Source organism: Winogradskyella poriferorum, assembly GCF_050618035.1.
GTDB classification, from domain to species: Bacteria; Bacteroidota; Bacteroidia; order Flavobacteriales; family Flavobacteriaceae; genus Winogradskyella; species Winogradskyella poriferorum_A.
Genome location: NZ_JBODPY010000001.1, coordinates 867106 through 891351, shown reverse-complemented (window position 1 = coordinate 891351; position 24246 = coordinate 867106). Strand labels below are relative to the sequence as shown.

The 24246-nt window shown below is 34.3% G+C and carries 18 protein-coding genes; 9 read left to right on the top strand and 9 right to left on the bottom strand.

Translation table 11 applies throughout. The features are described from left to right. Positions 1 to 14 precede the first annotated feature (14 nt). Positions 15 to 1310 carry a DUF1800 domain-containing protein gene (locus ACRHOC_RS03960; protein ID WP_431157250.1) on the bottom strand — a complete coding sequence of 432 codons (1296 nt, stop codon included), beginning with the start codon at positions 1308 to 1310 and terminating at the stop codon, positions 15 to 17. A gap of 209 nt (positions 1311 to 1519) precedes the next feature. Then, positions 1520 to 3073, bottom strand: coding sequence for an L-piperidine-6-carboxylate dehydrogenase (gene amaB / locus ACRHOC_RS03955; RefSeq protein ID WP_431157249.1), 1554 nt, complete (start codon positions 3071 to 3073; stop codon positions 1520 to 1522). Between the two features lie 120 nt (positions 3074 to 3193). Here amaB and ACRHOC_RS03950 point away from each other — a divergent pair, with 120 nt between their 5' ends. From ACRHOC_RS03950 to ACRHOC_RS03940, 3 genes are all read left to right on the top strand, one after another. Beyond that, positions 3194 to 4273, top strand: a complete 1080-nt coding sequence (locus ACRHOC_RS03950) for an isoaspartyl peptidase/L-asparaginase family protein (protein WP_431157248.1) — start codon at positions 3194 to 3196, stop codon at positions 4271 to 4273. A gap of 190 nt (positions 4274 to 4463) precedes the next feature. Beyond that, the gene (locus ACRHOC_RS03945; RefSeq protein WP_431157247.1) at positions 4464 to 5312 is read left to right on the top strand and encodes an SH3 domain-containing protein; all 849 of its coding nucleotides are present in this window, start codon (positions 4464 to 4466) and stop codon (positions 5310 to 5312) included. Beyond that, positions 5306 to 5650 (top strand): antibiotic biosynthesis monooxygenase family protein, encoded by a 345-nt coding sequence (locus tag ACRHOC_RS03940; RefSeq protein ID WP_431157246.1) that lies wholly within the window; start codon positions 5306 to 5308, stop codon positions 5648 to 5650. The genes ACRHOC_RS03945 and ACRHOC_RS03940 overlap by 7 nt, the downstream gene beginning before the upstream one ends. 1 nt (position 5651) lies before the next feature. Here the strand turns inward: ACRHOC_RS03940 and ACRHOC_RS03935 are convergent, their stop codons facing one another. Together ACRHOC_RS03935 and ACRHOC_RS03930 are read right to left on the bottom strand one after the other, a co-directional pair. After that, entirely contained in the window at positions 5652 to 8126 is a 2475-nt protein-coding gene (locus tag ACRHOC_RS03935) for a T9SS type B sorting domain-containing protein (RefSeq protein ID WP_431157245.1), read from the bottom strand. Next, a complete protein-coding gene (locus ACRHOC_RS03930; protein ID WP_431157244.1) occupies positions 8123 to 9868 on the bottom strand; it encodes a gliding motility-associated C-terminal domain-containing protein in 1746 nt (581 codons plus the stop codon). Before ACRHOC_RS03930 ends, ACRHOC_RS03935 begins: the two co-directional genes overlap by 4 nt. 149 nt (positions 9869 to 10017) lie before the next feature. Between ACRHOC_RS03930 and ACRHOC_RS03925 the strand changes: the two genes are divergently transcribed. Beyond that, positions 10018 to 10458 (top strand): hypothetical protein, encoded by a 441-nt coding sequence (locus ACRHOC_RS03925; RefSeq protein WP_431157449.1) that lies wholly within the window; start codon positions 10018 to 10020, stop codon positions 10456 to 10458. Between the two features lie 40 nt (positions 10459 to 10498). Here ACRHOC_RS03925 and ACRHOC_RS03920 read toward each other — a convergent pair whose 3' ends face one another. Continuing rightward, complete coding sequence (locus tag ACRHOC_RS03920) at positions 10499 to 11554, bottom strand: endonuclease/exonuclease/phosphatase family protein (RefSeq protein ID WP_431157243.1); 1056 nt, start codon at positions 11552 to 11554, stop codon at positions 10499 to 10501. Between the two features lie 136 nt (positions 11555 to 11690). On the opposite strand from ACRHOC_RS03920, the gene ACRHOC_RS03915 reads away from it, so the two are divergent. Beyond that, positions 11691 to 14558, top strand: coding sequence for a carboxypeptidase regulatory-like domain-containing protein (locus ACRHOC_RS03915; protein WP_431157242.1), 2868 nt, complete (start codon positions 11691 to 11693; stop codon positions 14556 to 14558). 43 nt (positions 14559 to 14601) lie between these two features. Further along, positions 14602 to 15996 (top strand): DUF5689 domain-containing protein, encoded by a 1395-nt coding sequence (locus tag ACRHOC_RS03910; RefSeq protein ID WP_431157241.1) that lies wholly within the window; start codon positions 14602 to 14604, stop codon positions 15994 to 15996. A gap of 482 nt (positions 15997 to 16478) precedes the next feature. Here ACRHOC_RS03910 and ACRHOC_RS03905 read toward each other — a convergent pair whose 3' ends face one another. Next, the gene (locus tag ACRHOC_RS03905; RefSeq protein ID WP_431157240.1) at positions 16479 to 16874 is read right to left on the bottom strand and encodes a cation transporter; all 396 of its coding nucleotides are present in this window, start codon (positions 16872 to 16874) and stop codon (positions 16479 to 16481) included. Positions 16875 to 16970: 96 nt separating this feature from the next. Between ACRHOC_RS03905 and ACRHOC_RS03900 the strand changes: the two genes are divergently transcribed. Next, positions 16971 to 17852 carry a DMT family transporter gene (locus ACRHOC_RS03900; protein WP_431157239.1) on the top strand — a complete coding sequence of 294 codons (882 nt, stop codon included), beginning with the start codon at positions 16971 to 16973 and terminating at the stop codon, positions 17850 to 17852. Between the two features lie 48 nt (positions 17853 to 17900). On the opposite strand, the gene ACRHOC_RS03895 is transcribed toward ACRHOC_RS03900, so the two are convergent. Further along, a complete protein-coding gene (locus tag ACRHOC_RS03895) occupies positions 17901 to 19967 on the bottom strand; it encodes a M16 family metallopeptidase (protein ID WP_431157238.1) in 2067 nt (688 codons plus the stop codon). A gap of 15 nt (positions 19968 to 19982) precedes the next feature. Then, positions 19983 to 21323, bottom strand: a complete 1341-nt coding sequence (locus ACRHOC_RS03890; protein WP_431157236.1) for a M16 family metallopeptidase — start codon at positions 21321 to 21323, stop codon at positions 19983 to 19985. Between the two features lie 285 nt (positions 21324 to 21608). Between ACRHOC_RS03890 and rplU the strand changes: the two genes are divergently transcribed. Continuing rightward, positions 21609 to 22133 (top strand): 50S ribosomal protein L21, encoded by a 525-nt coding sequence (gene rplU, locus ACRHOC_RS03885; protein WP_431157235.1) that lies wholly within the window; start codon positions 21609 to 21611, stop codon positions 22131 to 22133. 18 nt (positions 22134 to 22151) lie between these two features. Beyond that, the gene (gene rpmA, locus ACRHOC_RS03880; RefSeq protein WP_431157234.1) at positions 22152 to 22412 is read left to right on the top strand and encodes a 50S ribosomal protein L27; all 261 of its coding nucleotides are present in this window, start codon (positions 22152 to 22154) and stop codon (positions 22410 to 22412) included. A gap of 51 nt (positions 22413 to 22463) precedes the next feature. Here rpmA and ACRHOC_RS03875 read toward each other — a convergent pair whose 3' ends face one another. Next, positions 22464 to 24233: a MutS-related protein gene (locus tag ACRHOC_RS03875; RefSeq protein ID WP_431157233.1), complete on the bottom strand. Its 1770-nt coding sequence runs from the start codon at positions 24231 to 24233 to the stop codon at positions 22464 to 22466. Positions 24234 to 24246: the final 13 nt, after the last annotated feature.

Sequence of the window (24246 nt, the reverse complement as noted above, 5' to 3'; positions counted from 1 at the left end):
CTTTCCAATTTTTTTCAGCACATTTGATATTCTGGCAGTGACATAAGATTAACCAAGTTTTTCTTACTAGATCGTCTGCCAAAACTTCTAATATATCGTTTTGTTCCGTTATTGATATCGCATAAAATAAGAGTGTCTTTCAGGGCTTCTAAAGATATTTTTTTTACACTTTTTCGATAACTTGGCCAATCCACATAAACAGTTAATTTTTCTTGATACTTGTTCTTTACAGAGACAATTCTTAGATTTTTCAAGTTACCTTTATATTGATAGGTAAAGCTTTCCTTTTCCAACATCATAGATGGTAACTTAATCCTCAACATTAAGCTATTAGTAGTAATCCAATTCTTGCCGCCTTTCCAACCTGCAACGTTTGGCGGAAATAGCAAAAATTGATCTAATAAATTTTGCAATCTATATAGTTCATTGTTTTTTGTAAAATAAACTGGCACTATTCTTTGTATTCCAACAATTAAATCGACAGGAGATTTAATTTTTGTACCTATGTTTACTTTCTTATAGAACCAATCTGACATAAACACAAATCGCATTAATCGTTCTATGTCGTAATCCCGATAAAACACATCTGTCATTTCATTAATATGTTCATCATCCAAATCAACATTAACGAAATAGCTATAAATTTTCTCACATATATGTTTGGCGCACTGTCTTTGCTCTAAAATTAGATCTATGATATCATCGCCTTTTAATTTTCCGTTTTGACCAAAAAACAATTTTTGACCATAATCATGTCTATTTTTTATAAATCTAAACTCACCGTTAACTTTAAAATTATATCCTGTAAAAGCTCTAGAACATTCTTTAATATCAGTTTCAGAGTAATTTCCTTCTCCAAGAGTAAATAATTCTAAAAGTTCACGCGCAAAATTCTCATTTGGACTGTTTTTTACATTTCTATTTAAATTAAGGTATTTTATCATGGAAGGTTCTCTTGTAACAGCCTTAACGAAATCTCTGAAGTTGCCTAAAGCATGTGTTCTGAGCGTAGTATTGTATTGTAAAATGTGATTGGTCGCCAAATCTTTACAAACAAAATGATTCGCCCAAAAGAGGGTCATACGCTCTCTTAAAACCATATTTGTGGTTGTCAGGCGCTTAAGCCAAATAGTATTTAATATTTGGGTTTCTTTTCTATTTTTCTCGAAAAGTTCCATCCTTAATACCTTGCTTTTCTTTAATTCATCAACAGGGTAAGAATTTAAATAAGATAAATCCTTTTTTAATGGCACAATATCTCTTGATTGGTGAAAAAGATCATTAACTATTTTGTGTCGTTCTAAAGGCAACAGGTGTTCTAGCTCTTTTGGCTTAAGACCAAACCCAGCACGCCAATAAAGATGAAGTATCTGTCGTTTTTCCATAATACTATGACTGCAGTGACTATATTTAGTTTAAAATACAAAAAAATAGCCTATAGCTTCCTACTATTAGGAGTCAGTAAAACAAAAAAAGTCACATCGATGGATGTGACTTTTTCTGAATATTAAAATATTTGTTATAAGTCAAACTTTATACCTTGAGCTAAAGGTAGTTCAGTCGTATAATTTATGGTATTGGTTTGACGTCTCATATATATTTTCCAGGCATCGGATCCTGACTCTCTTCCACCACCTGTTTCTTTCTCACCTCCAAATGCACCACCAATTTCAGCACCAGAAGTTCCAATATTCACATTAGCTATACCACAATCTGAACCAGCATGAGATAAGAATCGTTCAGCCTCACGTAAATTATTTGTCATAATTGCAGAAGATAATCCTTGAGCTACATTATTTTGAATTTCAATCGCATTAGTAATATCTCCAGAATATTTTAGTAAGTATAAAACCGGAGCAAATGTTTCATGTTGTACAATCTCATAGGAATTGTTAGCTTCGGCAATTGCAGGTTTTACATAACAACCAGACTCGTAACCTTCACCCGAAAGGACACCTCCTTCAACTATGATATTTCCGCCTTCTTCAACAACTTTTTCTAGTGCTTCATTATACATTCTAACAGCATCTTTATCAATCAATGGACCAACATGATTGTTTTCATCCAGAGGATTACCTATTCTAAGCTGTCCGTAGGCATCGACTACTGCATTTTTAACTTTATCATAAATCGATTCATGTATAATTAAACGACGTGTAGAAGTACAACGCTGTCCTGCCGTTCCAACAGCTCCAAATACAGCTCCAATAACAGTCATTTTTATATCTGCATCTGGTGTAACAATTATTGCATTGTTTCCTCCAAGTTCTAAAAGCGATTTGCCTAATCTACCTGCAACTTCTTTAGCAACGATTTTTCCCATTCTTGTTGATCCTGTTGCTGAAACTAAAGGCACTCGAGAATCTTTGGTCATAAATTCTCCAACCTTATAATCTCCATTTATTAAGCATGATATTCCTTCTGGTAAATCATTTTCTTTTAATACTTCGGCTATAATATTTTGGCATGCAACACCACAAACTGGAGTCTTTTCAGAAGGTTTCCATATACAAACATCTCCGCAGATCCATGCCAAAGCTGTATTCCATGACCATACGGCCACGGGAAAATTAAATGCTGAAATAATTCCAACTATTCCTAATGGATGATATTGTTCATACATGCGATGACCAGGACGCTCAGAATGCATAGTTAAACCATGTAATTGTCTCGAAAGTCCAACTGCAAAATCACATATATCAATCATCTCCTGTACTTCACCTAACCCTTCTTGGTAGGATTTACCCATCTCATAGGAAACAAGTTTACCAAGTGCTTCTTTCTTTTCTCTCAATTTTTCACCAAACTGACGTACAATTTCTCCTCTTTGAGGTGCTGGCATTACGCGCCAAGATTTAAACGCCTTAACAGCCTCTTGCATGGCAAGTTCATAATCTTCTTTAGTTGATGCTTTTACAGAGGCAATTAATTGTCCATCAACTGGAGAAATAGATTCAATGATTTCTCCGTTAGAAAAATTATTAGACCCTGTTGAAGTTCCCTCATTAATAGCTTTAATTCCTAATTGATCTAAAGCTTCTTTTATTCCGAAATTGGTAGCAATGGCTTCCATATTGACTTAGTTTTTGTGAATTATTAAAATTTATCGCGAAGTTACTAATAAATTGCCATTTTTGCTTGAAGCATGCTACTTAAAAATGTAACTTTAATGCTCATAAAAATCCTTTGAAATATGAAGCGTTCTATTCTAATTTTTACTTTTCTCTTACTTCTATTTAATTGTAAAAACGAAACCAAAAATCTCTCAGACTCAGGTCTTGAAAAAGAATCAATTACCAACGAGGAACGCGCAGAATTTGCAATAATTATTCATGGTGGTGCAGGAACCATATTAAAAAAGAATATGACCCCAGAACGTGAAAAGGCCTATAAAGCAAAACTTGAAGAAGCAATACGAGTTGGTCACAATATTCTCAAAGAAGGAGGAAGTAGTTTAGATGCTGTTGTGAAAACAATAAACGTTATGGAAGATTCACCACTTTTCAATGCTGGTAAAGGTGCCGTTTTTACAAATGCTGAAACAAATGAACTCGATGCTTCGATTATGGATGGCAAAACTCTAAATGCTGGTGCGTCTGCAGGAACAACCAACGTAAAAAACCCCATAAACCTAGCGAGAGCTGTTATGGAAAAATCAGATCATGTAATGCTATCAGGAATAGGCGCAGAAACTTTTGCGGAAGAACAAGGCTTAACCATAGTAGAACCAGATTACTTCTTTACAGAAAGTCGATTTAATGGATTAAAGCGTGTTAAAGAAAAGCAAGCACGAAAGGAAAAAAATATTGATATGGAATCTGCTTTAATAAATTTCTTTGATGAAGATATTCAGAATTCAAAATTTGGTACAGTGGGTTGTGTGGCTTTAGATAAAAACGGCAATATTGTCGCAGGTACTTCTACTGGTGGTATGACAAATAAGCGCTATGGTCGTATTGGTGATGCACCAATAATTGGATCGGGAACCTATGCAAACAATGCAACCTGTGGTGTGTCGAGTACTGGCTGGGGAGAATATTTTATCAGAGCGCAAGTTGCTCACGATATCTCGGCCCTAATGGATTATAAAGGTCTTAGTCTGGAAGAAGCTGCCAAAATAGTGTTAGACAAAGTCAAAGATCTTGGTGGTGATGGTGGCATAGTGGCATTAGACAAAAATGGGAATATGATCGCCGAATTTAATACTGCCGGAATGTATAGAGCACAAATGAATGCTAAGGGTGAGATCAGCATTGGGATATATGAAAAATAAAGTAATTCAACTTTAAGAACACTTTAACAAGATAAAAAAATCTAACCCTACATTTACCACCGTAACTAATTAACAAGAAAGTACTTACTTCATCTAATTTGTTAAAGACAAGACCTCCTGTTTTGCACTTTACACACTAAAATTACCTATTGAACAACCGCTAAAATGTTCAACACTAAAAACAAAAATTATGAATTGTTTGAAACAAATTTTAGCTATTGCATTACTAGTTATTGCTCCTTTTATTAATGCACAGGAATTGGCCTATGTGGTCGCTGACAACGGTCTTTCCATCAGGGAAAAACCAAATTTAACCTCAAAGAAAATAGGTAAACTTAAATATGGTCAACCTATTAAAATTGAAAATGACACAGGAGAAAAACTCGTAATTCTAGATAATGGCAAAACGATTACAGGAAATTGGATGAAAGTAAAAACCCGTACCCAATATGGCTATGTTTTTGGTGGTTATCTATCCAAACAACTAAAAGAAAGTATTGAAGTAGATTATAAGAATCTAAATTTAAAAATCAAGGATATTAAAACTATAGATGAATTTAAGGTAAAATCATTTTTTGATTCCGACACTATATCAGTTGATGTTGAACTTGGTGACACACCCGAAGGCAAAACTTTGATTTTAAAACATAAGGACTATAAAAGGATTAGTATTTTTCAACAGTTTGAAAATAGTATATCCATTTCAAATGAAGGCCCTCATTGTGATTTAACAGAGTGGAAACATTATGTGTCTAATTGGAAACCTATAACACAAATAGATAACAGTAGATTTAAAACCCTATCTTACACTCAAGAGGATTGGACTAAATTTGTTGGTATATCGATAGATGAGTTGAAAAAGGAGGTTCAAGATTACTGTGGTCCAGAGTGGGTTGAACATCTCAATAATGCTAAAAGCATAAATGAATATCCAATATCGGTTTCAACGAGTAGAATATTTCTAAAAATTATGATTACTGATAAGGACGATAACACAATTGAGAAACTAATTGTATTTAATATACCCATGGGATGTTAACAATAAAACAAGCTAAACCCTATTTTGCTGTAATATTTACTTCAAAGCATGCAAATGACAAGGATGGTTACGAGAAAATGGCTCAAGAAATGGAGCTATTAGCAGAGAAACAAAACGGATACCTTGGTATAGAAAGTGCGAAGAATTATGACAAAACCTCCTCAAATTTTGGAGTAGGTATTACAGTAAGCTATTGGGATAGTTTAGAAGCTATTAAAAATTGGAAAATGAATGCTGAACATCTTGTTGCTCAACAAATTGGAAAGGAAAAATGGTACGAATGGTACAGTATTAAAATCTGTAAAGTCGAACGAGCTTATAATTTCAACGCAAAATAAATCAACGTTTTAAGGCAAAATGTCCAAGAAATTCTTGATTGTCTATAACAATTTTGTACCAATAATCAGAACTTGGTAATTTATTTCCAATAAAAGTTCCGTCCCAATTAACGTTACTATTTTTTGCCGAAAATAATAGCTTGCCATACCGATTAAATATATAGACTTCCGTAGAATTATAATATGGCGCAAGGTTAAAATTAAAAGTATCGTTATTCCCATCACCATTAGGTGTAATGAACTTCTGAATGTAGAAATGTATGTGATCGGCAGTAACAACAACATCACATACATTAGATTTAACATAAACTGTATATAACCCACTTTCAACATCGCTAAATACGTTGCTTATCTGAAAATCAATCCCATCTAAGGAATAGACATAATCTCCTGGATTTTGAAGGTTTACAACGATTGCATTACCATCGGAAACAACACTTTCAATTATTGGAACTTCAATCTCAGTAACATTAAATGTTATAATCTCAGTAAAACAATTATCAGTAACCTCAACAACATAACTACCTCCACTATCAACTGAAATAGAAAAAGTATCCTGTCCATCTTCCCATGTGTAAGTTGGGTTATTTATTTCAGAAATAGCTTCTAATTCTATAGACTCACCCTCACATAAAAATAAAAACTCATTTCGCGTTTCTAATGGTTGATCTCCAATAATCTCCCATTCACAAAGTGTTTCATTAAAAACAGCTGTTTGCCAGCATAACAAATCCATAGGCTCCTCAGGCTCAACTCCAGAAACTTCCCACATACAAGTCATGTCGTTAAATGTGGCTGTTTCCCAGCATTCGAGATTAGTTGGTTCTGGTGGCTGTGTCCCAGATATTACCCATGTACAACTTGTCGTATCAAATATTGCAGTTTGCCAACATTCTAATGTAGGTTGAATAGGTTGAGAACCTGAAACTTCCCAACTACATGTGGTATTATTAAATGATGCTACTTCCCAACATTCAAGATTTGTTGGAGCTGGTGGTTGTGTGCCTGTAATCTCCCAAGCGCATGTGGTATTATTAAAAGTAGCTGTTTCCCAACACTCAATTGATGGCTGAGCTGGCTGGGTGCCCAATATATCCCAAGAACACGTTGTATCATTAAATGACGTTGTTTCCCAACATTCTAAACCAGTAGGTTGTGCTGGTTGAGTACCAGTAACTTCCCAAGTACAAGTTGTGGTGTTAAAATTGGCCGTTTCCCAACATTCTATCGTAGGCTGTACAGGTTGGCTTCCTGTTACATCCCATGAGCATGTGACGTCATTAAACGTCGCGGCTTCCCAACATTCCAAAGCTGGTTGAACAGGCTGTGTTCCTGTTACATCCCAAGTACATGTCGTATTATTAAACGTCGTGGTTTCCCAACATTCCAAAGCTGGTTGAACAGGTTGTGTTCCTGTTACAATCCAATCACAAATATTTGAATCAAAAGTAGCTGTTTCCCAGCACTCAATTGTGGGCTGTGGTGGTGCAGGTGTGACATTAATTTCATAGACATCAGAAAAAGTAATACAATCTGAATTACTTAGGTTAGCTGCAAACTCTGCAACCTTGGCTCTATAAAATGTAGTGGCATTGAGTCCGGTGATATTAAGTACATCATTAGTCTCTCCAGCCAAATCCACCCAATTTACACCATCAGGACTAGACTGCCATTGATAAAAATGCGAACTAAATACGGTATTGTCTGGAATAGCAGTGATTGTTTGCGAATAGGGCGTTAAGGAACTACAAATGGTCTCAGAACTATCACCTAATGGGTTTTCTGCTGTAATTAAATCTCCACAACTTTTAAAGACTATATCGTCTATTGCTAAATCATTTCCACATCCACCAACACCATTATTTATCATTTTTAAGATGATAGAAGTCTGGCCAGGCAATGTCTGAAAAACTAATCCGTATTGCTCCCAAGTAGGTGTATTAGACCCAAAGATGTTACCTGTATCGCCACTTGCCAACAAACTTGTATCTGTATCATCCCATATCTGAAATCCTACATTAACAGGTATTCCTGAACCTCCACATCCCGAAGCAGGTAAAATATTAATAAGCCATGCAGAAAACTCATAGGTTGTATTCTCACACAATCCACTTATCGTAGCATTATAAAACTCTCCAGAAGAAAAGCTCGCATTTACAATTAAAGCCTTACCATTGGTATCGTCAGGTGTATGGTCACTTGGTAAATTCCAACCATACGAGAATGTATTACTACCTATTGTATATTGTCCATCTTGCGGACCACTGTTACCAATAAATTGATACGTTGTTGTACCAGCTGGCAACTGAGGTCCATAATTTGTCCCTGTTCCAAATGTTTCCATGAAGATTGGATCACCAGAATTTCCTTGACAAAAGCCTAACTGAGCGTTTAACTCTAATGCAGAAAAGAAAAGCGCAATTATAATAATAGCACTAAGTATCTTATTTATTCTATTTCTTTTATGAACTGTCATTTATTTAAATAAACCCAACCGGTTCTTTTTTCTGTTTCACCTTCAAATAAAACAACATAATAGTACGTCCCAACCGGAAGATCTTCACCAGCATTGCTTTGACCTTTCCATTGATTTGTGTAATTGTTATTGTTATATATTAAACTGCCATTTCTATTATATATTTCAATTTGAGAGATGCCAAAAGCACTCAAATCAAATGTATCATTTAATCCAGGTGACACATCAGGTGATATCCCTTGTGGGATTATACAATTTTGAATTGCAGTATTTCTATTAAGGTCAAATGCTACTCTATTTAAGGAGGAACAACCAGAACTTAAGTCTACTGCTTCGGCATAATATACTCCTTCTTCTGTGACAGTAAAAGTTGTACTGTCTGAAGACAATAAGGTACCATCAGTAAATGAATCATACCAATTGACAATTGTATTTGGAACAGTATTTACTGATATTTCAAAAGCACTTTGTGCACAATTAAAGTTAATCTCATTCGCAATAGGATCTGGTGGTGCATTAACAAATGAACTTACAGGTGTTCGTGACAATGATACACAACCTGTAATAATATTGACACTCTCGGCAAATACAGTGCCTTCAAAATCTATAATATATTCTATATTGTTACTTTCTAAAAGGGTTCCTCCAATTAGATCAGTATACCAATTAACAGAGATGTTGTCAGGAACTGAAACTACTAAGGTAGCTGAATTTAAATCACAATTAAATTGAACATCCCCATCACTTGAGGGAGGTGATGGGCTAGGATCAAATGTAAATTCAAAAATGTCAGAATAAAGCACACATTGATTATTATTTAGATTAGCGGCTACCTCCGCAACTTTAGTTCTGTAATAACTAGCTTCACTAACAATAACATCTAAAGTCTGATTAGTTGCTCCATTTATATCTAACCATGTAGTCCCATCTGTACTTACCTGCCACTGATAAAAATGATCATTAAAAACTGAAAAATCTGGTAATGCAATTAGTTCTGTAGAATAAGGCACTTCATTTTCACAAATTGACGCTGATGTATTGTTAAATTCGTCATTAACAACAACTGTATCCCCACAGGTCTTAAATTCAATATCATCAATGGCTAGGTCATTACCACATCCACCAATACCATTGTTTATCATTTTAAGTATTACTGATTCTTGATTTGCCAAGGTTTGAAAGACTAAACCATATTCACCCCAAGTTGGTTCGGCCGTGGCAAATATATCACCTGTATCACCGCTAGCTAACAAATTTGTATCTGTTTCATCCCAAATTTGAAAACTAACATTTATTGGGATTTCAATTCCAAGATTAATACAAAAGCCTGGGACTTCAAGTAGATTGAACAACCAAGCTGAGAATTCATATGTTGTCATTTCACAAAGACCTGTAACTGTTGTTCTGTAAAACTCACCAGCAGAAAACCCCGCATTAACAATTAGAAATTTCCCATCTGAATCACCTGGAGTGTGGTCTTCTATTTCATGCCAGTCAAAAGGATTTCCAAATGATCCATTGGAAACCGTGTAAAACCCATCATCTGGAAAAGATGCACTGAAGTTGTAAGTTGTAGTTCCATTAGGTAATGCAGAGAAAGAACTACCTGTCCCAAAATTTTCCAGAAAAATAGGATCTCCTGAGCTACCTTGGCAAAAACCTAGTTGCGCATTTATTTCTTGAAACAGCGCAACACAAATAAAAATGCAGGCAAATTTCAGTTTATCTTTAGGGTTAAGCATGTCTAAATATAGATATATAATCTAATTAAAGTTTTGATTAGTTACAGTTATCCCTATTTATTACATAGTTGTATAGTTATTGTATAGTTAATTAAATAAAATTGGCCTCTAAATTGTTATTTTTGCAACATAATATTTACCTCTCATTTATGGAAACTGTACAATTTATTCATTCTTATTGGGCTTATCTAGTTTTACTTGTACTTGTTGTAGCAACCTTTAATGCATTGATTAAATTTTTTGGAAATAAAGAATTTGATCCTAAAGATTTTAGAATATCCTTATTTGCATTAATCACAATGCATATACAATTACTTATAGGTATAATCCTATTTTTCCTTAAAGATTACTTTTCAACTATAGAGCAGGTAGGTGGTATGGGAGAAGTTATGAAGAACTCTGGATTACGAAACCTAATTGTAGAACATCCAACAACAATGATTATTGCAGTTGCACTTGTAACAATTGGTTATTCAAAACATAAAAAGAAATTGGTATCTAAACCTAAATTTAAAATGCTGGCTATCTTTTACAGCTTAGCTTTGGTTCTGGTCTTAGCAAAGATACCTTGGAACCTTTGGTTCAGTTAAAAATTAAAAGCATCTTAATTAAGATGCTTTTTTTAATTCCTTATTCTGCCTCTTTTATGAGATAAACATAGACTGGGAAGTGGTCACTAAATCCATCGGTAAATCCACCATCAGCAAAACTTCGTAATGGATAGCCTTCCCATCGTCCTCTTTTGTTAGATAAATACGCTTTGTTATATATCCCAGCTTTCCAAAAACGGTATGAAGAATAGTCACTCTCGATTAAAGGTTTGGTCACCATTATTTGATCAAACAAACTCCAAGCATCTCTATAAGCTGTAGTGCCATATCCTTTCTCTGTGAACATTTTTTCAAAAGGATTATATATTCCTTTCAGTGGTACTTTCTTTTTATCTTTCTTAGCCTTAAGTACTTTCTTCACACTGTCATTCGTAGGATCATCATTTAAATCTCCCATAGTTAAAATTTTAGCGTATGGGTCTATAGACTGTAAAGAATCAATAAGACGTTTGTTTAATTTCGCAGCGCCTACACGTTTAGACCTGCTTCGTGCCTCGCCACCACTACGCGATGGCCAGTGATTAACTATAAGGTGTATTAAATCACCATCTAGCTTACCACTCACTAACAACTGATCTCTAGTGTAAACACGCTTTCTCGAAAGGTCGTCATATATTTTTAGCTCATGTGAGCTCGATTCCATGGGTTGAAAAAGCGACTTTTGGTATAAGAGCGCTACATCAATACTTCTTCGGTCTGGCCCATCGTAATGTATTATGCCATAATCTTTGGCTAAAAGCAATGGATCATTTACTAAATCCTCCAAAACTTTTCTATTCTCAATTTCACATACACCTATTACAGCAGGTGAATTGTTAGCTTTATCACTCCCAATATTTGAGATAACCCTAGCCATATTTTTAATCTTCTTTCTATAAACCTCAGAGCGATTAGCCTTTAATTCCATCATTGGACTAGCTTCATCATTCTTAAGCGGGTCATTGATTGTATCAAATAAATTTTCGAGGTTATAAAAAGCAACGGTATGTATTTTAAAACGTTTTTCCTGCTGGGCATTTACACTAAAAAAAGTAGCAAATGTGAGTATTAGGAGAATCGATTTTAGTAATTTCATAGTGTAGTATTATCTTATTGTTATTTCCTATATAAATTGCTTGCCAAAAGTATGTAATTATTATAAATAACGTACATTTGGACGCCTTAAATAACTATTATTTAATCTACTGTAACAATCAATTTTAAAATTAGGCATGAAAAAAAGTTTTTTACTATTTCTATGTGGAATTGCCTTTACTTTTTCAAGTTTTGCACAACAAACTTTAGTTAAAGGAAGCGTTCTAGATGGAACTACAGGAGAACCTATTCCTGATGTAACGGTTTCTTTTGAGGAAACCGGACAAACCACAAAAACCGATGCCAAAGGGGAGTTTAGTTTTTCCGAAAATGTACCCCTTGGTGAACAGGTTTTAAAAGTTGAAAAAGTCGGTTACGTAACAAAGCGTTACCCAATCGTTGTAAACGAAGGTCAAACAGTTGATATCAGCGGTATGACTTTAGATTTTGATTCGAGCGACAAAAAAGATCTCTTTATTATTTCTATTTCTGATGACAATTTAAATAGTGAAGATGATGGTCTAACAGATAATATTTCTGGTTTATTGCAGGCCTCACGAGATGTATTTTTAAATGCTGCCGCATTTGACTTTAGCGCCACATTCTTTAGACCTCGAGGATTAGATAATGCAAATGGTAAAGTTCTGATCAATGGAATTGAAATGAACAAGCAGTTCACTGGTCGCCCACAATGGGGAAATTGGGGAGGACTTAACGATGTTCAGAGAAACCAAGAGTTTTCAATGGGTATTTCACCTAATGATTACGCTTTTGGTGATTTGGCAGGTACCAATAACATTATTATGCGCGCTTCAAAATACCGAAGAGGTGGTCGAATTTCTTATGCATCTGCCAATAGAAGTTATCAAGGTAGAGTCATGGCGAGCTATAGTTCTGGACTTCTAGAAGGTGGTTGGTCCTATTCTGTTTTAGGGTCAAGACGTTTCGGAGAGAATGGATATATAGATGGTACTTTATATGATGCTAACTCGTTTTTTGTAGCTGTTGAGAAACAAATAAATGATAAGCATAGTTTAAACTTTACTGGGATTTATGCAAAGAATCGCCGTGGTCGCTCAACTGCAATTACCGAAGAAGTTTTTCGATTAAAAGGCAGACAGTATAACCCGTTTTGGGGTGATCTCAATGGAGAACAGCGCAATTCAAGAATGCGTGAAATAAACGAACCTATTTTAATGTTAAACCATTTTTGGGATGTTTCATCAAAAGTAAAATTAAACACAAATGTTGCTTATCAATTTGGTAAAATTGGAAATACCAGAATAGATAATGGTGGTACACGTTTGGTGAATTTCAATGGGCAAGATACTTATATAGGTGGTGCTCGTAATACAGACCCAACGTACTATCAAAATTTACCAAGTTATTTTTTAAATACTGATGATGCTCCTACAGCAAATGATTATGAGCTGGCTTATTTGGCACAGCAAGAATTTATAAATAATGGCCAATTTAATTGGAATGATATTTACAGAGCCAATATAAACTCTAATGCTAGAGGTCATAATGCAATTTACGCGTTACAAGAAGATCGTATTGATGATCAACAACTTACTGCCAACATATTATTAGATGCAGAATTAGCAGATAATATCAAATTCAATGGTGCGATTAACTACAGAACTTTAAAGAGTGAAAATTTTGCTTTAGTAAAAGATTTGTTTGGAGCAACAGGTTATTTGGATGTCGACTTTTTTGCTGAAGAAACTGATCCTAATCAAAATTTAAGTAACCTAGCTCAATCCGATGTTAGAAACCCTAACCGATTAGCAGGAGAAGGCGATCGATACAAATACAATTACGAAATCAATGCTAATGTTTTAAGTGGCTTTGCTCAAGCACAGTTTAAATATAATAAGGTTGATTTCTATTTAGCAGGAAATGTATCACGTACAGATTACCAGAGAAATGGTTTATATCAAAACGGATATTTTGCTGATAACTCCTTTGGAAAAAGCGAAAAAGCAGAATTTACAAATTTTGGTATCAAAGCAGGTGGTACTTATAAATTAAGCGGTAAGCATTTATTTGATTTTAATGCGGCTTATTTAACCAAAGCACCTAACATTAGAAATACCTTTGAAAATGCAAGACAAAATAACGAATTGGTAAATGAACTTAATAGTGAAGTCATCACTACAGTAGATGCTAGTTACATTTACAGATCGCCAATTGTAAAAGCACGTATTACAGGTTTCTATTCAACATTTGAGGATGGAACTGATATTGGTTTCTATTTTACCGAAGGAAGTTCTGGAGCATTTGTACAAGAAGTACTTACAAATGTAGACCGAAGACATTTAGGTGGTGAGCTTGGTATAGAAGCACAAGTAACACCAACAATCAAATTAAAAGGTGCTGCCTCGGTTGGGCAATACATTTTTACCAATAATCCTAACATGTATTTATCTGGTGATGATTTTGCTACTGATTTAACTTATGGAGATGGTACAGTAGCGCTAGAAAATTATCATGTAGCAGGTGGCCCAGAACGTGCATTTCAAATTGGTTTTGAATATAGAGATCCAGACTTTTGGAATATTGGAGTTACAGCAAACCACTTTTCTAATGCTTATGTCGATGTTAACAATCTTAAAAGATCAGGTCGATTTAATACAAACTTAGATCTTATAACAGAAGATCAATATAGACAAGGTGGAAATATTTCTGGATATGGTTTTAACGATTACGATCCAATTGTTGCACGTGAATTATTGAGACAAGAACAATTTGAAGACTACATGCTTGTAAATATTATTGGTGGTAAATCTTGGAAAGTAGGTGATTATTTCCTTGGATTCTTTGCAACAATAAATAACGTCTTTAATCAGGAATATAGAACTGGTGGCTTTGAACAAGCAAGAAGAGTTGATTACAGAAGTCAGATACAAGAACAAACTAATGAAAATGGACCTGTTTTTGGAAACCGTTATTTCTACGGTAATGGCACAACATATTATTTAAACCTATACGTAAGATTCTAATAAATATTAAAACATAATCTTTAACTTTATAAAGACAAACAAAATGAAAACATTAAACTTAAATAAATTAACTCTTTTACTAATAGGTTTATTAGTATTTACGGCCTGTGTAGAAGATGATGAATATGGTTTACCAAATATAACCGTCAATGATGTAGAGTTTGGTCCGGATGATCAGATGCTTGATATTGATGCTGTTTTAGGATTCTTTAACCAACAAGGTGAAGCTTATACATTCGAAGATAATCCAAACTTTGATGTTTATACTTCGGGTTATGTAATCTCAAGTGATGAAGGTGGAAACTTTTTCGAAGAATTAGTAATACAGGATAAAGCAGAAAACCCAACAGCAGGTGTTGTTGTACAAATCGATACGAATCCTTTGTTTACCTTATATGAATTTGGAAGAAAAGTATTTATTAAACTAGACGGTCTTACAATTGCAGAAGATAATGGTGTTTTACAACTAGGTAAAGCTGCGGGTAATGGAATTGAAAAAATTGCAAATTCTCAAAGAACTGAGCATATTATTTTAGACCCTGAAGTTGCAACAATAATTCCTCTAGATGTTGAAATTAGCGACTTCTCTAATGACCTCGAAAATCTTTTCATTAGACTTAGTGATATGCAATTTAACCGTAACGATGTACTTGGTGACAACCCATTAACATTTGCCGCAGAAGATACTGATGAATTTGATGGTGAGCGTACCGTTGAAAGCTGTGCTAACGGTACAACGGTAATCATGAGTACGAGTACGTTCTCAGATTTTAAAGGATTAAAACTACCGGCTAATAGAGGATCTATTTCTGCAGTATTAACAAGAGACTTCTTTGATGATTTTTACACTATTGTTGTAAACTCACCAGAAGATATCAATTTTGATAATGAAAATCGTTGTGACCCAGATTTCTTAGAATGTACTGGTGCATCAGGTGGTGGTTCTGTAATTTTTGAAGAAGACTTTGAAGGTTTTGGTACATATGCATCTGAAGGCTGGGATAACATCAATATCAGTGGCACAAGTACAGATTGGTTCATTAGTAGTTTTAGTGGTAATTTTTACTCTAGAATTTCGGCTTTTAGTTCTGGAAATGCAGAAGCTAATGTGTGGTTAGTAACACCACCAGTAAATATGGACGCTACAACTGGTGAAGAAATTTCATTTGATATTCAGTCTAATTTTGATAACGGCACAAACCTATCGGTTTGGGTTTCTACAGACTATACTGGTGACCCTACTACGGCTACCTGGTCATTATTAGATGCAACTATACCTGTTGGTCCATCGAGCACCTTTGGAAATTTTGAAACTGTAGGGCCAGTTAATATTTCTTGTGTAGATGGTACAGCGGTATTTGGATTCTTCTATGAAGGTTCAGATCCAAGTGCTACAACCAGATATCATGTTGATAATATCGTGGTTACTGGTAACTAATAAGTAATACATATATAAAGAACCACACCTTATTGTTAGGTGTGGTTTTTATATTTTTAGAGCATGCTTGATCAATTCTATATTTCGGTTCTTAATTTCTACAAAGGTCATTTGGGCAGAAAAAGCCTACCTATAGCTCTTATATATATAAACCTTCTCGAGCTGTCCATTATTCTTTTGTTGAGTTCGTTCTTCTTAGCATTTGCAAAGCAGATAAAATTGACAACGCTATCTACAACCAAATTCTGGACAATTTTTGTATTGATTAGTGTTTTTATTGTGTTTAAAAATTGGATGCGCTTTAATGGTAAAAGACGTAATGTACTTAAGGCAAAGATTAAAGCTAAATCCACATCCATTTACCTGCTTTGGAGCTTGCCTTTCGCTTGCTTGGCTTTAACTTATATTCTCTTTCAGGTTCAATAAAAAACGCCATCCTTATGGATAGCGTTTATATGGTTTTGTGAATTGTTTTAAACCGATTATTCGGTTTTAAACGCCTCTACTTTCTTCATATTCTTAACCTTGTAGACTTTTGCTACACTTACTACCGTTTCTTCCAAAGATTCCGGAGAAACTTTTGCTTCGTCATATTCTACCATTGCTAATCGCTTTTCAAAATCTACTTTAGCAGATTTTACACCGTCCATTTTAGCTATTTTCTTTTCAATGGTTTTTGCACAACCCATTGCACAAGTCATACCTTCCACTCCAAATTCAACCTTTGCAAAAGTCGCGTTTTCATCGATAGTAGGTGATACACTTTTACTAGTCACATTAACTTCAACAGTCTTTACCTCTGGTTCTGTCTCATTTTTACATGCTACTATTAATAGCATTACAACTACAAGACTAAAAAGATTCTTTATGGTGTTCATAATTCTAAACTCTTAAATTTGCGCTAAATCTAATAAATCTTACCGTTTCTTGAATGAGAATTAACGATTTTTGTGATTCCTTTATCAAGAATTTGTATGAAAAACCCTAATATAAAGTGGATCTATCTTATTATACTTTCTATAATATGGGGAAGTTCATTTATTCTTATTAAAAAGTCTCTGCTAGGACTAACACCATATCAGTTAGGTGCCTTAAGAACAATTATTACAGGTATTATTTTACTTATTGCTGGATTTTATAGTCTTAAGGAAATTCCAAAAGATAAATGGAAATGGTTATTTATTTCTGGTCTACTTGGGTCCTTTATACCAGCCTTTTTCTTTGCAATTGCAGAGACGGAAATTGATAGTGCCGTAACATCAATTCTTAATTCCTTAGTTCCTTTAAATACTATCTTACTTGGTTTTGCAGTATTCAAAATTTCTTCTACCAAACGCCAAGTACTAGGTGTAATTATAGGTTTTATCGGAACAGCCATATTAATAACTAAAGGATCGGAATTAAACCCTAATCAAAATTATTACTACGCCATTTTTGTTATTGCCTCTACATTAATGTATGCGACCAACGTAAATATTATAAAACGTTATTTACAAGATGTTAGACCCTTGGCAATTGCAACTGGTAATTATGTCTTTATTTTAATTCCGGCTTTAATTGTACTCTTCTTTACTGACTTCTTTAAAACCGAAACCTTTGAACATCCAGAATTTATAAACTCAATTATTTTTGTAATAATACTTTCTGTGTTCGGTACAGCAATGGCAAAGGTTATCTTTAATAAACTCGTTCAAATTTCCACACCTGTCTTTGCTTCTTCGGTTACCTATATAATGCCAGTTGTTGCTTTAATATGGGGAATATTAGATGGTGAATCGTTTAGCTTAATACAAGGACTTGCAACATTATTAATTTTAGCAGGCGTCTATTTATCTCATAGAAGAATTAAGAGATAAAAAAAGCCAGAGCATTAACTCTGGCCTTTTCATTTATTGTCTTATAGATCAATCAAAATCAGCTTCAGAAACACCTTCGTTTATCTTAACTTCTTTTAATTTAAACTCAACCGACTGACCCATCATGGTCGCAGCTCTAGTCTCTGGGAACTTAAGTCCACTAAATTCTTTATAGTCCTTCAATACAGCATCCTGACTTTGAGTTTGTCCACCCATAGAAGTTGTCTGTACCTCTTTAACCTTTAGCCCTGATTCAACGTCATAGTATAAAGTATAGGAAATAACTTCTCCAGGAACTTGTACTACGTAGGCATCTTTATCTTCAACTTTTTCAACTCCTGTAAGCTTAACGGCATCAGAATTTACCAAGTTAATTTCCATAAATAAGCCTGCATTTACCTTAACATCATTAGTCATGTTCTCTGGTAATGGCTGATTATTAGCAGATGCACCTTCTTGTGTCATAATCATGGACATCATCTTATTTCCTCCCATGTAGATACTCTGGTTAGTCTTTCCATCAATACGCTTTTCTTCTTGCACTACGGCTCCCATAGGCGTTGTAGCTTCATATTGGGTCATAACAGAAGAAATATTATCCATGTTATCTTTAACACCCACAGCAGATAGATATTTATCTAATACGGATTTCGCAGTCACACCTTCTGGTAAAGTAATCGTTTCTGGTCTCTCTGCCACATTTGCCTCCTTATCAAAGAACTTCACTGGTAACTTCTTACCATTCCATTCTATTTTCTCAACATTCTCAAGAACATCTGCCGCTTTTCCTACCAATACAATTCTTGCATTCTCATCAGAAAAATATTTATTGGCAACACGCTGTACGTCTTCTACTGTTACGGCATCAATATTTGCAATGTAATTTTTGTAAAAGTCTTCTGGCAATTTGTTTGTCTTTATAGACAATGCACGTCTTGCTGCTACTGACTTATCTTCAGACTGAAGAATAAAATTACCTAAGAACTTTGCTTTAGCATTAGCTAACATCTCTGCATCCACAGGTTCAGTTCTTATGCGTTTAATCTCTTTAAGAGTTTCTACCACTGCGCTATCAGTAACCTCATTTCTTACTTTAGTTGTCGCTCTAAAGGTTGAATTATACCAACGTCCAGTACCTAGACTTGATCTTGCACCATATGTGTATCCATTCTCTTCTCTTAAATTCATATTTAAATATGAACCAAAAGCACCACCTAAAATATAATTTGCAACGAGCGCGGCATGATAATCTTTATCTGTCATCTTTAATGGTGAAACACTCATAACTGCTAATTCTGTCTGCACTGCATTAGGTACATCAACAAAGTTCACCTCTGTTGTAGCAACATCCTCAAAACTTGGATATTCTGGTGTTACAACTGAACCAGCCTCCCAATCACTCATATACGTTTTAAGTAATTTTTTAGCTTCCTTTACGGTAATATCACCAGAGAACAACATGTAGCCATTAGAAGGTTTAAAACGCTCACTATAAAAAGCATTAACATCTTCTAAGGTTACATTATTTACAGTCTCTTCAGTCACAATTTCTCCAGCCGCATGGTTTTTCCCATACATAAGGGCACTTCTTACATTTCCTGCAATCGCTGCTGCACTATTTTCACCAGATTTAATCCCTTCGATTAATTGTTCCTTTTCAAAATCTAATTCCTCTTGTGTGAATTTTGGCTGTAATGCCGCTTCAGCAAATAAGGCAAAAACCTGATCTTGATATTTAGCTAAGCAATAACCAAATCCACCATTAGGGTTAATGTTAACAGAAGCACCTAAGAAATCAACTTTTTCAGCAAATTCATCCTTAGTACTTTTTTGAGTCTCCTTACCAAGAAGAGCTCCTGTTAAAGATTGTACACCTGCTTTTTCACCTTCATAAACTGGAGGATTATTTAAGTTAAGACTCCAGTTAACTACTGGAAATTTAGTATCTGTTGCAACAAGAACAGTTAAACCATTTTTTAACTTAAATTCCTTTGCTTCACGTAAATTCACTTCTGGGGTTGGTCCAGATTCCGGAATTTTTGTTCTATCTATTTGTGCTGTTGCGCTTAGTCCTATGAATAACGCAACCAATGTATATATAAAATGTTTTTTCATGACTGTAATTAATGCTTATTGTTTTGAATCTTCTGGTCCAGAACCTGCTAAATATTTTATTTCTACGCGCTGATTAGGCTTAAGATATTCATTTGCTACACGCATAATATCTTCTTTAGTAATCGATCTGTAAATATCTAATTGCTTATTAATTCTGTCTGTATCACCTTGTAACATGTAGTAAGTAGCTAATGAAGACGCAATACCTTGAACACTCGAATTTGCTTCAACATAGTTTGTTTCAAACTGATTTTGAAGTTTTTGATATTCTTTATCCGAAATTAATTGAGTTTGTAACTTTTTTATTTCATCATCCATAGTAGCTCTTAGAGCATCCCAATCTGGTTCTCCTTTAATTAATGCACCCATTGTATAAGTTCCATAATCCTGGCTTCCTTGGTTAAAAGCTAAAACTTGTAATGCTACTTTATCTTGATCAACCATTCTCTTATACATTCTCGAACTGTTACCACCAGTTAAGATTGTTGAAATATAATCTAAGACATAGGCATCTTTATCTGTAGATTTTGGTGTTATATATGAGAAAATATAAGCTGGTATTTGAATGTTAGAGTCATATTCTGTTGCATATCTAGTCTCAGTAATTGGTGGCTCTACGATTTCTTCTCTAGTGTTAGGCTCAGCATTATTAGGAATTGGTCCAAAATAATCTGCAATTAATGCCTTTGTTTGTTCGATATCGATGTCACCAGCTACTACTAAAACCGCATTGTTAGGATTGTAGTATTGACGATTAAAATCTATGAACTCGTCTAACTGTGCTGCATTAAGATCATCCATTGATCCAATAACAGACCTACCATAAGGATGCTTCTTAAAAAGGTGATTGTTTACACCTGTTCTATATATAATTTTACCATAAGGTGCATTATCAATACGCTGACGTTTTTCCTCTTTAACTACTTCGTTCTGAGTATCAACCCCTATTTGCTCTATTATAGGGTGAAGCATGCGCTCACTTTCCATCCAAAGTCCTATCTCTAATTTATTTGATGGGAATGTTTCATAATAATAAGTACGGTCTTGTGATGTATTGGCATTGTTACTTCCACCATTAGCTGAGACAATATCAAACCATTTCCCTCTTTCAATATTTTCTGTTCCTTCAAATAATAAATGCTCAAAGAAGTGCGCAAAACCAGTTCTTCCTTCCACTTCATCTTTTGCACCTATTTGGTACATTACACCCACCGTAACTACAGGTGCTGCATTCTCTTGATGTAAGATAACGTGTAAACCATTATCTAATTTGTACTCTTCAAATTCTACTTTCTGTGCTGTGGCATAAAATCCAACAAACATGAAAAGCATTAGAGCATAAAAGCTTTTTTTCATTATTAATGTGTTTAAGTTCAAAATTGTTTTAGTGTTTGTATCAATTAGTTGTGCATTGTTACACTAAGCCAAACAAAAATAAGTAATCATTACCCTTTTTTTACATAATAAAATGTGAAAAAAGTGAGATTTCCTTGACATTGATTATGGAATAAAAACACATTTTCCTTGTTTGCCATCTAAATCGCTTAAAACGTTTGTAGATTAAGAATTTAGGACTATATTTGCATCCGCTTTCTGAAAAGAGGGCTATATAATTTAAACAAATAATAAAAACGTTACGCTATGTACGCAATTGTAGAGATAGCAGGGCATCAATTTAAAGTTGAGAAAGACCAAAAAGTTTTTGTTAATCGTTTATCTACAGAAGAAGGTAAGAAAGTAGCTTTCGATAATGTTCTTCTAATTGGTAACGGTAACGATGTAACTTTAGGCGCCCCGGCTATAGACGGAGCACAGGTTAGTGCAAAAGTCATTAAGCACCTAAAAGGTGATAAGGTAATCGTTTTCAAAAAGAAAAGACGTAAAGGTTACCGTGTTAAAAATGGACACAGACAATCATTAACGGAAATTGTAATTGAAGGTATCACTGCTTCAGGAGCTAAAAAAGCTGCGCCTAAAAAAGAAGCAAAGAAAGCTGAACCTAAAACTCCTGCAAAAGAGGCTACTCCAAAAGCAGAAGTTAAAGAAGATGCTTCACAAGATTTAAGTAAGATGACTGTTGCTCAGCTAAAAGAATTAGCAAAAGCTAAAGGTATCTCTGGAATCTCTTCAATGAAAAAAGCTGATTTAATTGCAGCTTTAAGTTAATATTAAAACCAAAATAAAATGGCACATAAAAAAGGAGTCGGAAGTTCGAAAAACGGTAGAGAATCAGAATCGAAACGCTTAGGTGTAAAGATTTTTGGTGGACAAGCTGCTATTGCAGGTAATATTATCGTGAGACAAAGAGGTAATACACATCACCCAGGTGAAAATGTATACCAAGGAAAAGACCACACTTTACATGCTAAAGTTGATGGTATTGTACAGTTTACAAAAAAGAAAGACAATAAGTCTTATGTTTCTGTAGCTCCATTTGAAGCTTAAGAAACACTTACATATTATAAAAAACCCTTACTACGAGTAAGGGTTTTTTATTTACACAATTTCCATTTTCTTCAATAAGAAACTTGCATTCATATTTGAGCAGACACCCTTTTTAAGTTTATAATCGAAGTAAAGCTCCTCATTAATTATTTGCGCATCAAAGAAATAATTTTGAACAGGTTCTAACTCAGCTTCAATCTTTGTTAAGCTTAAATCGTGAGTTGCAATAATGCCTGTAGCACCAATACTAACGAGTCGCTCAACAAACTTCTTAGACCCTTTGGCTTTATCTGTACTATTGGTCCCTTTTAATATTTCATCTAGGATAACAAAATAATTTTCATCAGTAGAAATCGTGTCAACAATAAACTTAAGCCGTGTCAATTCACTGAAGAAATATGAACTGTCATCTTTTAAAGAATCTGTTGTGCGCATACTAGTAATCAATTTAACAGGATTGTAATAAGACGTTTTAGCACACACAGGTAAACCCATATTAGCCATCACAATATGAAGTCCAACGGTTCTTAAGAATGTACTTTTACCTGCCATATTAGCTCCGGTTACAATAAAAAATTCATTCTTATTTAGTTCTATATCACTATCTATTCTTTTTTGAGCTTGCAATAAAGGATGACCTAGGTCATTTGCATTTACACAAGTTTCATCATCAACAATACTTGGAAAAACATAAGTACTATGATTGTAAGTGTAGGTCCCTAGACTATTAAAAGCATCGAAAAAAACAACAACGTCAAACCAGTCTTCAACTTTATCTGCATATTTGATAATCCATTGCTCAACACGATAACTTTGAGCAATATCCCAAAGCAAATATCCATTTCCAAAAAGCGCTGAGATTAAATTATTTCTATTATCCAAAGCATCCAGTGCCTTGGTAAATTCAGAAAAGATTTTTGATGCCTTTACCTCCTTAAATTTTAATTTGTCTTGTTGCTCCTTTAGTAGCTCTGAAGTAAAACTTTGATTTTCAATTTGATTTAAAAGCAAGGCATACTGCCTAAAGGTATCTTTTGTACGTTCTGTATTATGTGCAAGGATACTAATCCGCTTTAAATAAATACCAGTTATACCAAGGCCAATTAAAAGCCAATAACCAGCAAAAGTTACAGGGACATATTGTAAAACTACTAGAGTTATTATGCATATTGATAATGCGCTAAAACTAATAGACAACCAATAATGAAGTGTTTTAAGAAATGGACTGTAAGACTTAAGCCAAGTAATTATTTTGGTGGCTTTATAATCCGTTTCAATCCCTTGTGCTAAACCAGCATATAATTGCGTCCAACTTGGTAATTTCGCTAATTCCTTAATAGCCTGCTGACGTTTTTGAATATTACTAATGTTATTGGCTAAAAGCACATCAGCCAATTTTTCCGTTCCCTCATTAATATTAGTTCTATTCATGAACTGAAAGAATGAGCCCTTACCAAATAGGTCTATGTCCAGACTATAAAAGTGATTTGAATTCTGAAATTGTATCCCATCAGCCCTGTGATTATATTCACCCTTATTTATCTTTAGTTCTTCCTCGTTGATTTTTATAAGGCGCTTACTTAGCGCTCTTTTTGCTTTTAAATCAGTATATCGAGAAAGTAAAATGAGAAATACAGCCGATCCGACAAGACCAACTAAAAATGCCCATTGCCACTGTTGTCTCAATAAATAAATTACACCAATAGTCGAGAGAAATACAACAAGTCTGAGAATACTTAAAACACTTAGTTGCTTAAAGATTTCCTTTGACTCTTTGGTAAATTCATCGATTTGTGAATTATAGAATTCAGTGCTATCCATATATATGAAAATA

Bases quoted from the DNA above. Each gene is read 5' to 3' on its own strand.
- amaB (WP_431157249.1), bottom strand. From the start codon at position 3,073: ATGGAAGCCATTGCTACCAATTTCGGAATAAAAGAAGCTTTAGATCAA.
- ACRHOC_RS03950 (WP_431157248.1), top strand. From the start codon at position 3,194: ATGAAGCGTTCTATTCTAATTTTTACTTTTCTCTTACTTCTATTTAAT.
- ACRHOC_RS03945 (WP_431157247.1), top strand. From the start codon at position 4,464: ATGAATTGTTTGAAACAAATTTTAGCTATTGCATTACTAGTTATTGCT.
- ACRHOC_RS03940 (WP_431157246.1), top strand. From the start codon at position 5,306: ATGTTAACAATAAAACAAGCTAAACCCTATTTTGCTGTAATATTTACT.
- ACRHOC_RS03935 (WP_431157245.1), bottom strand. From the start codon at position 8,126: ATGACAGTTCATAAAAGAAATAGAATAAATAAGATACTTAGTGCTATT.
- ACRHOC_RS03930 (WP_431157244.1), bottom strand. From the start codon at position 9,868: ATGCTTAACCCTAAAGATAAACTGAAATTTGCCTGCATTTTTATTTGT.
- ACRHOC_RS03925 (WP_431157449.1), top strand. From the start codon at position 10,018: ATGGAAACTGTACAATTTATTCATTCTTATTGGGCTTATCTAGTTTTA.
- ACRHOC_RS03920 (WP_431157243.1), bottom strand. From the start codon at position 11,554: ATGAAATTACTAAAATCGATTCTCCTAATACTCACATTTGCTACTTTT.
- ACRHOC_RS03915 (WP_431157242.1), top strand. From the start codon at position 11,691: ATGAAAAAAAGTTTTTTACTATTTCTATGTGGAATTGCCTTTACTTTT.
- ACRHOC_RS03910 (WP_431157241.1), top strand. From the start codon at position 14,602: ATGAAAACATTAAACTTAAATAAATTAACTCTTTTACTAATAGGTTTA.
- ACRHOC_RS03905 (WP_431157240.1), bottom strand. From the start codon at position 16,874: ATGAACACCATAAAGAATCTTTTTAGTCTTGTAGTTGTAATGCTATTA.
- ACRHOC_RS03900 (WP_431157239.1), top strand. From the start codon at position 16,971: ATGAAAAACCCTAATATAAAGTGGATCTATCTTATTATACTTTCTATA.
- ACRHOC_RS03895 (WP_431157238.1), bottom strand. From the start codon at position 19,967: ATGAAAAAACATTTTATATATACATTGGTTGCGTTATTCATAGGACTA.
- ACRHOC_RS03890 (WP_431157236.1), bottom strand. From the start codon at position 21,323: ATGAAAAAAAGCTTTTATGCTCTAATGCTTTTCATGTTTGTTGGATTT.
- rplU (WP_431157235.1), top strand. From the start codon at position 21,609: ATGTACGCAATTGTAGAGATAGCAGGGCATCAATTTAAAGTTGAGAAA.
- rpmA (WP_431157234.1), top strand. From the start codon at position 22,152: ATGGCACATAAAAAAGGAGTCGGAAGTTCGAAAAACGGTAGAGAATCA.
- ACRHOC_RS03875 (WP_431157233.1), bottom strand. From the start codon at position 24,233: ATGGATAGCACTGAATTCTATAATTCACAAATCGATGAATTTACCAAA.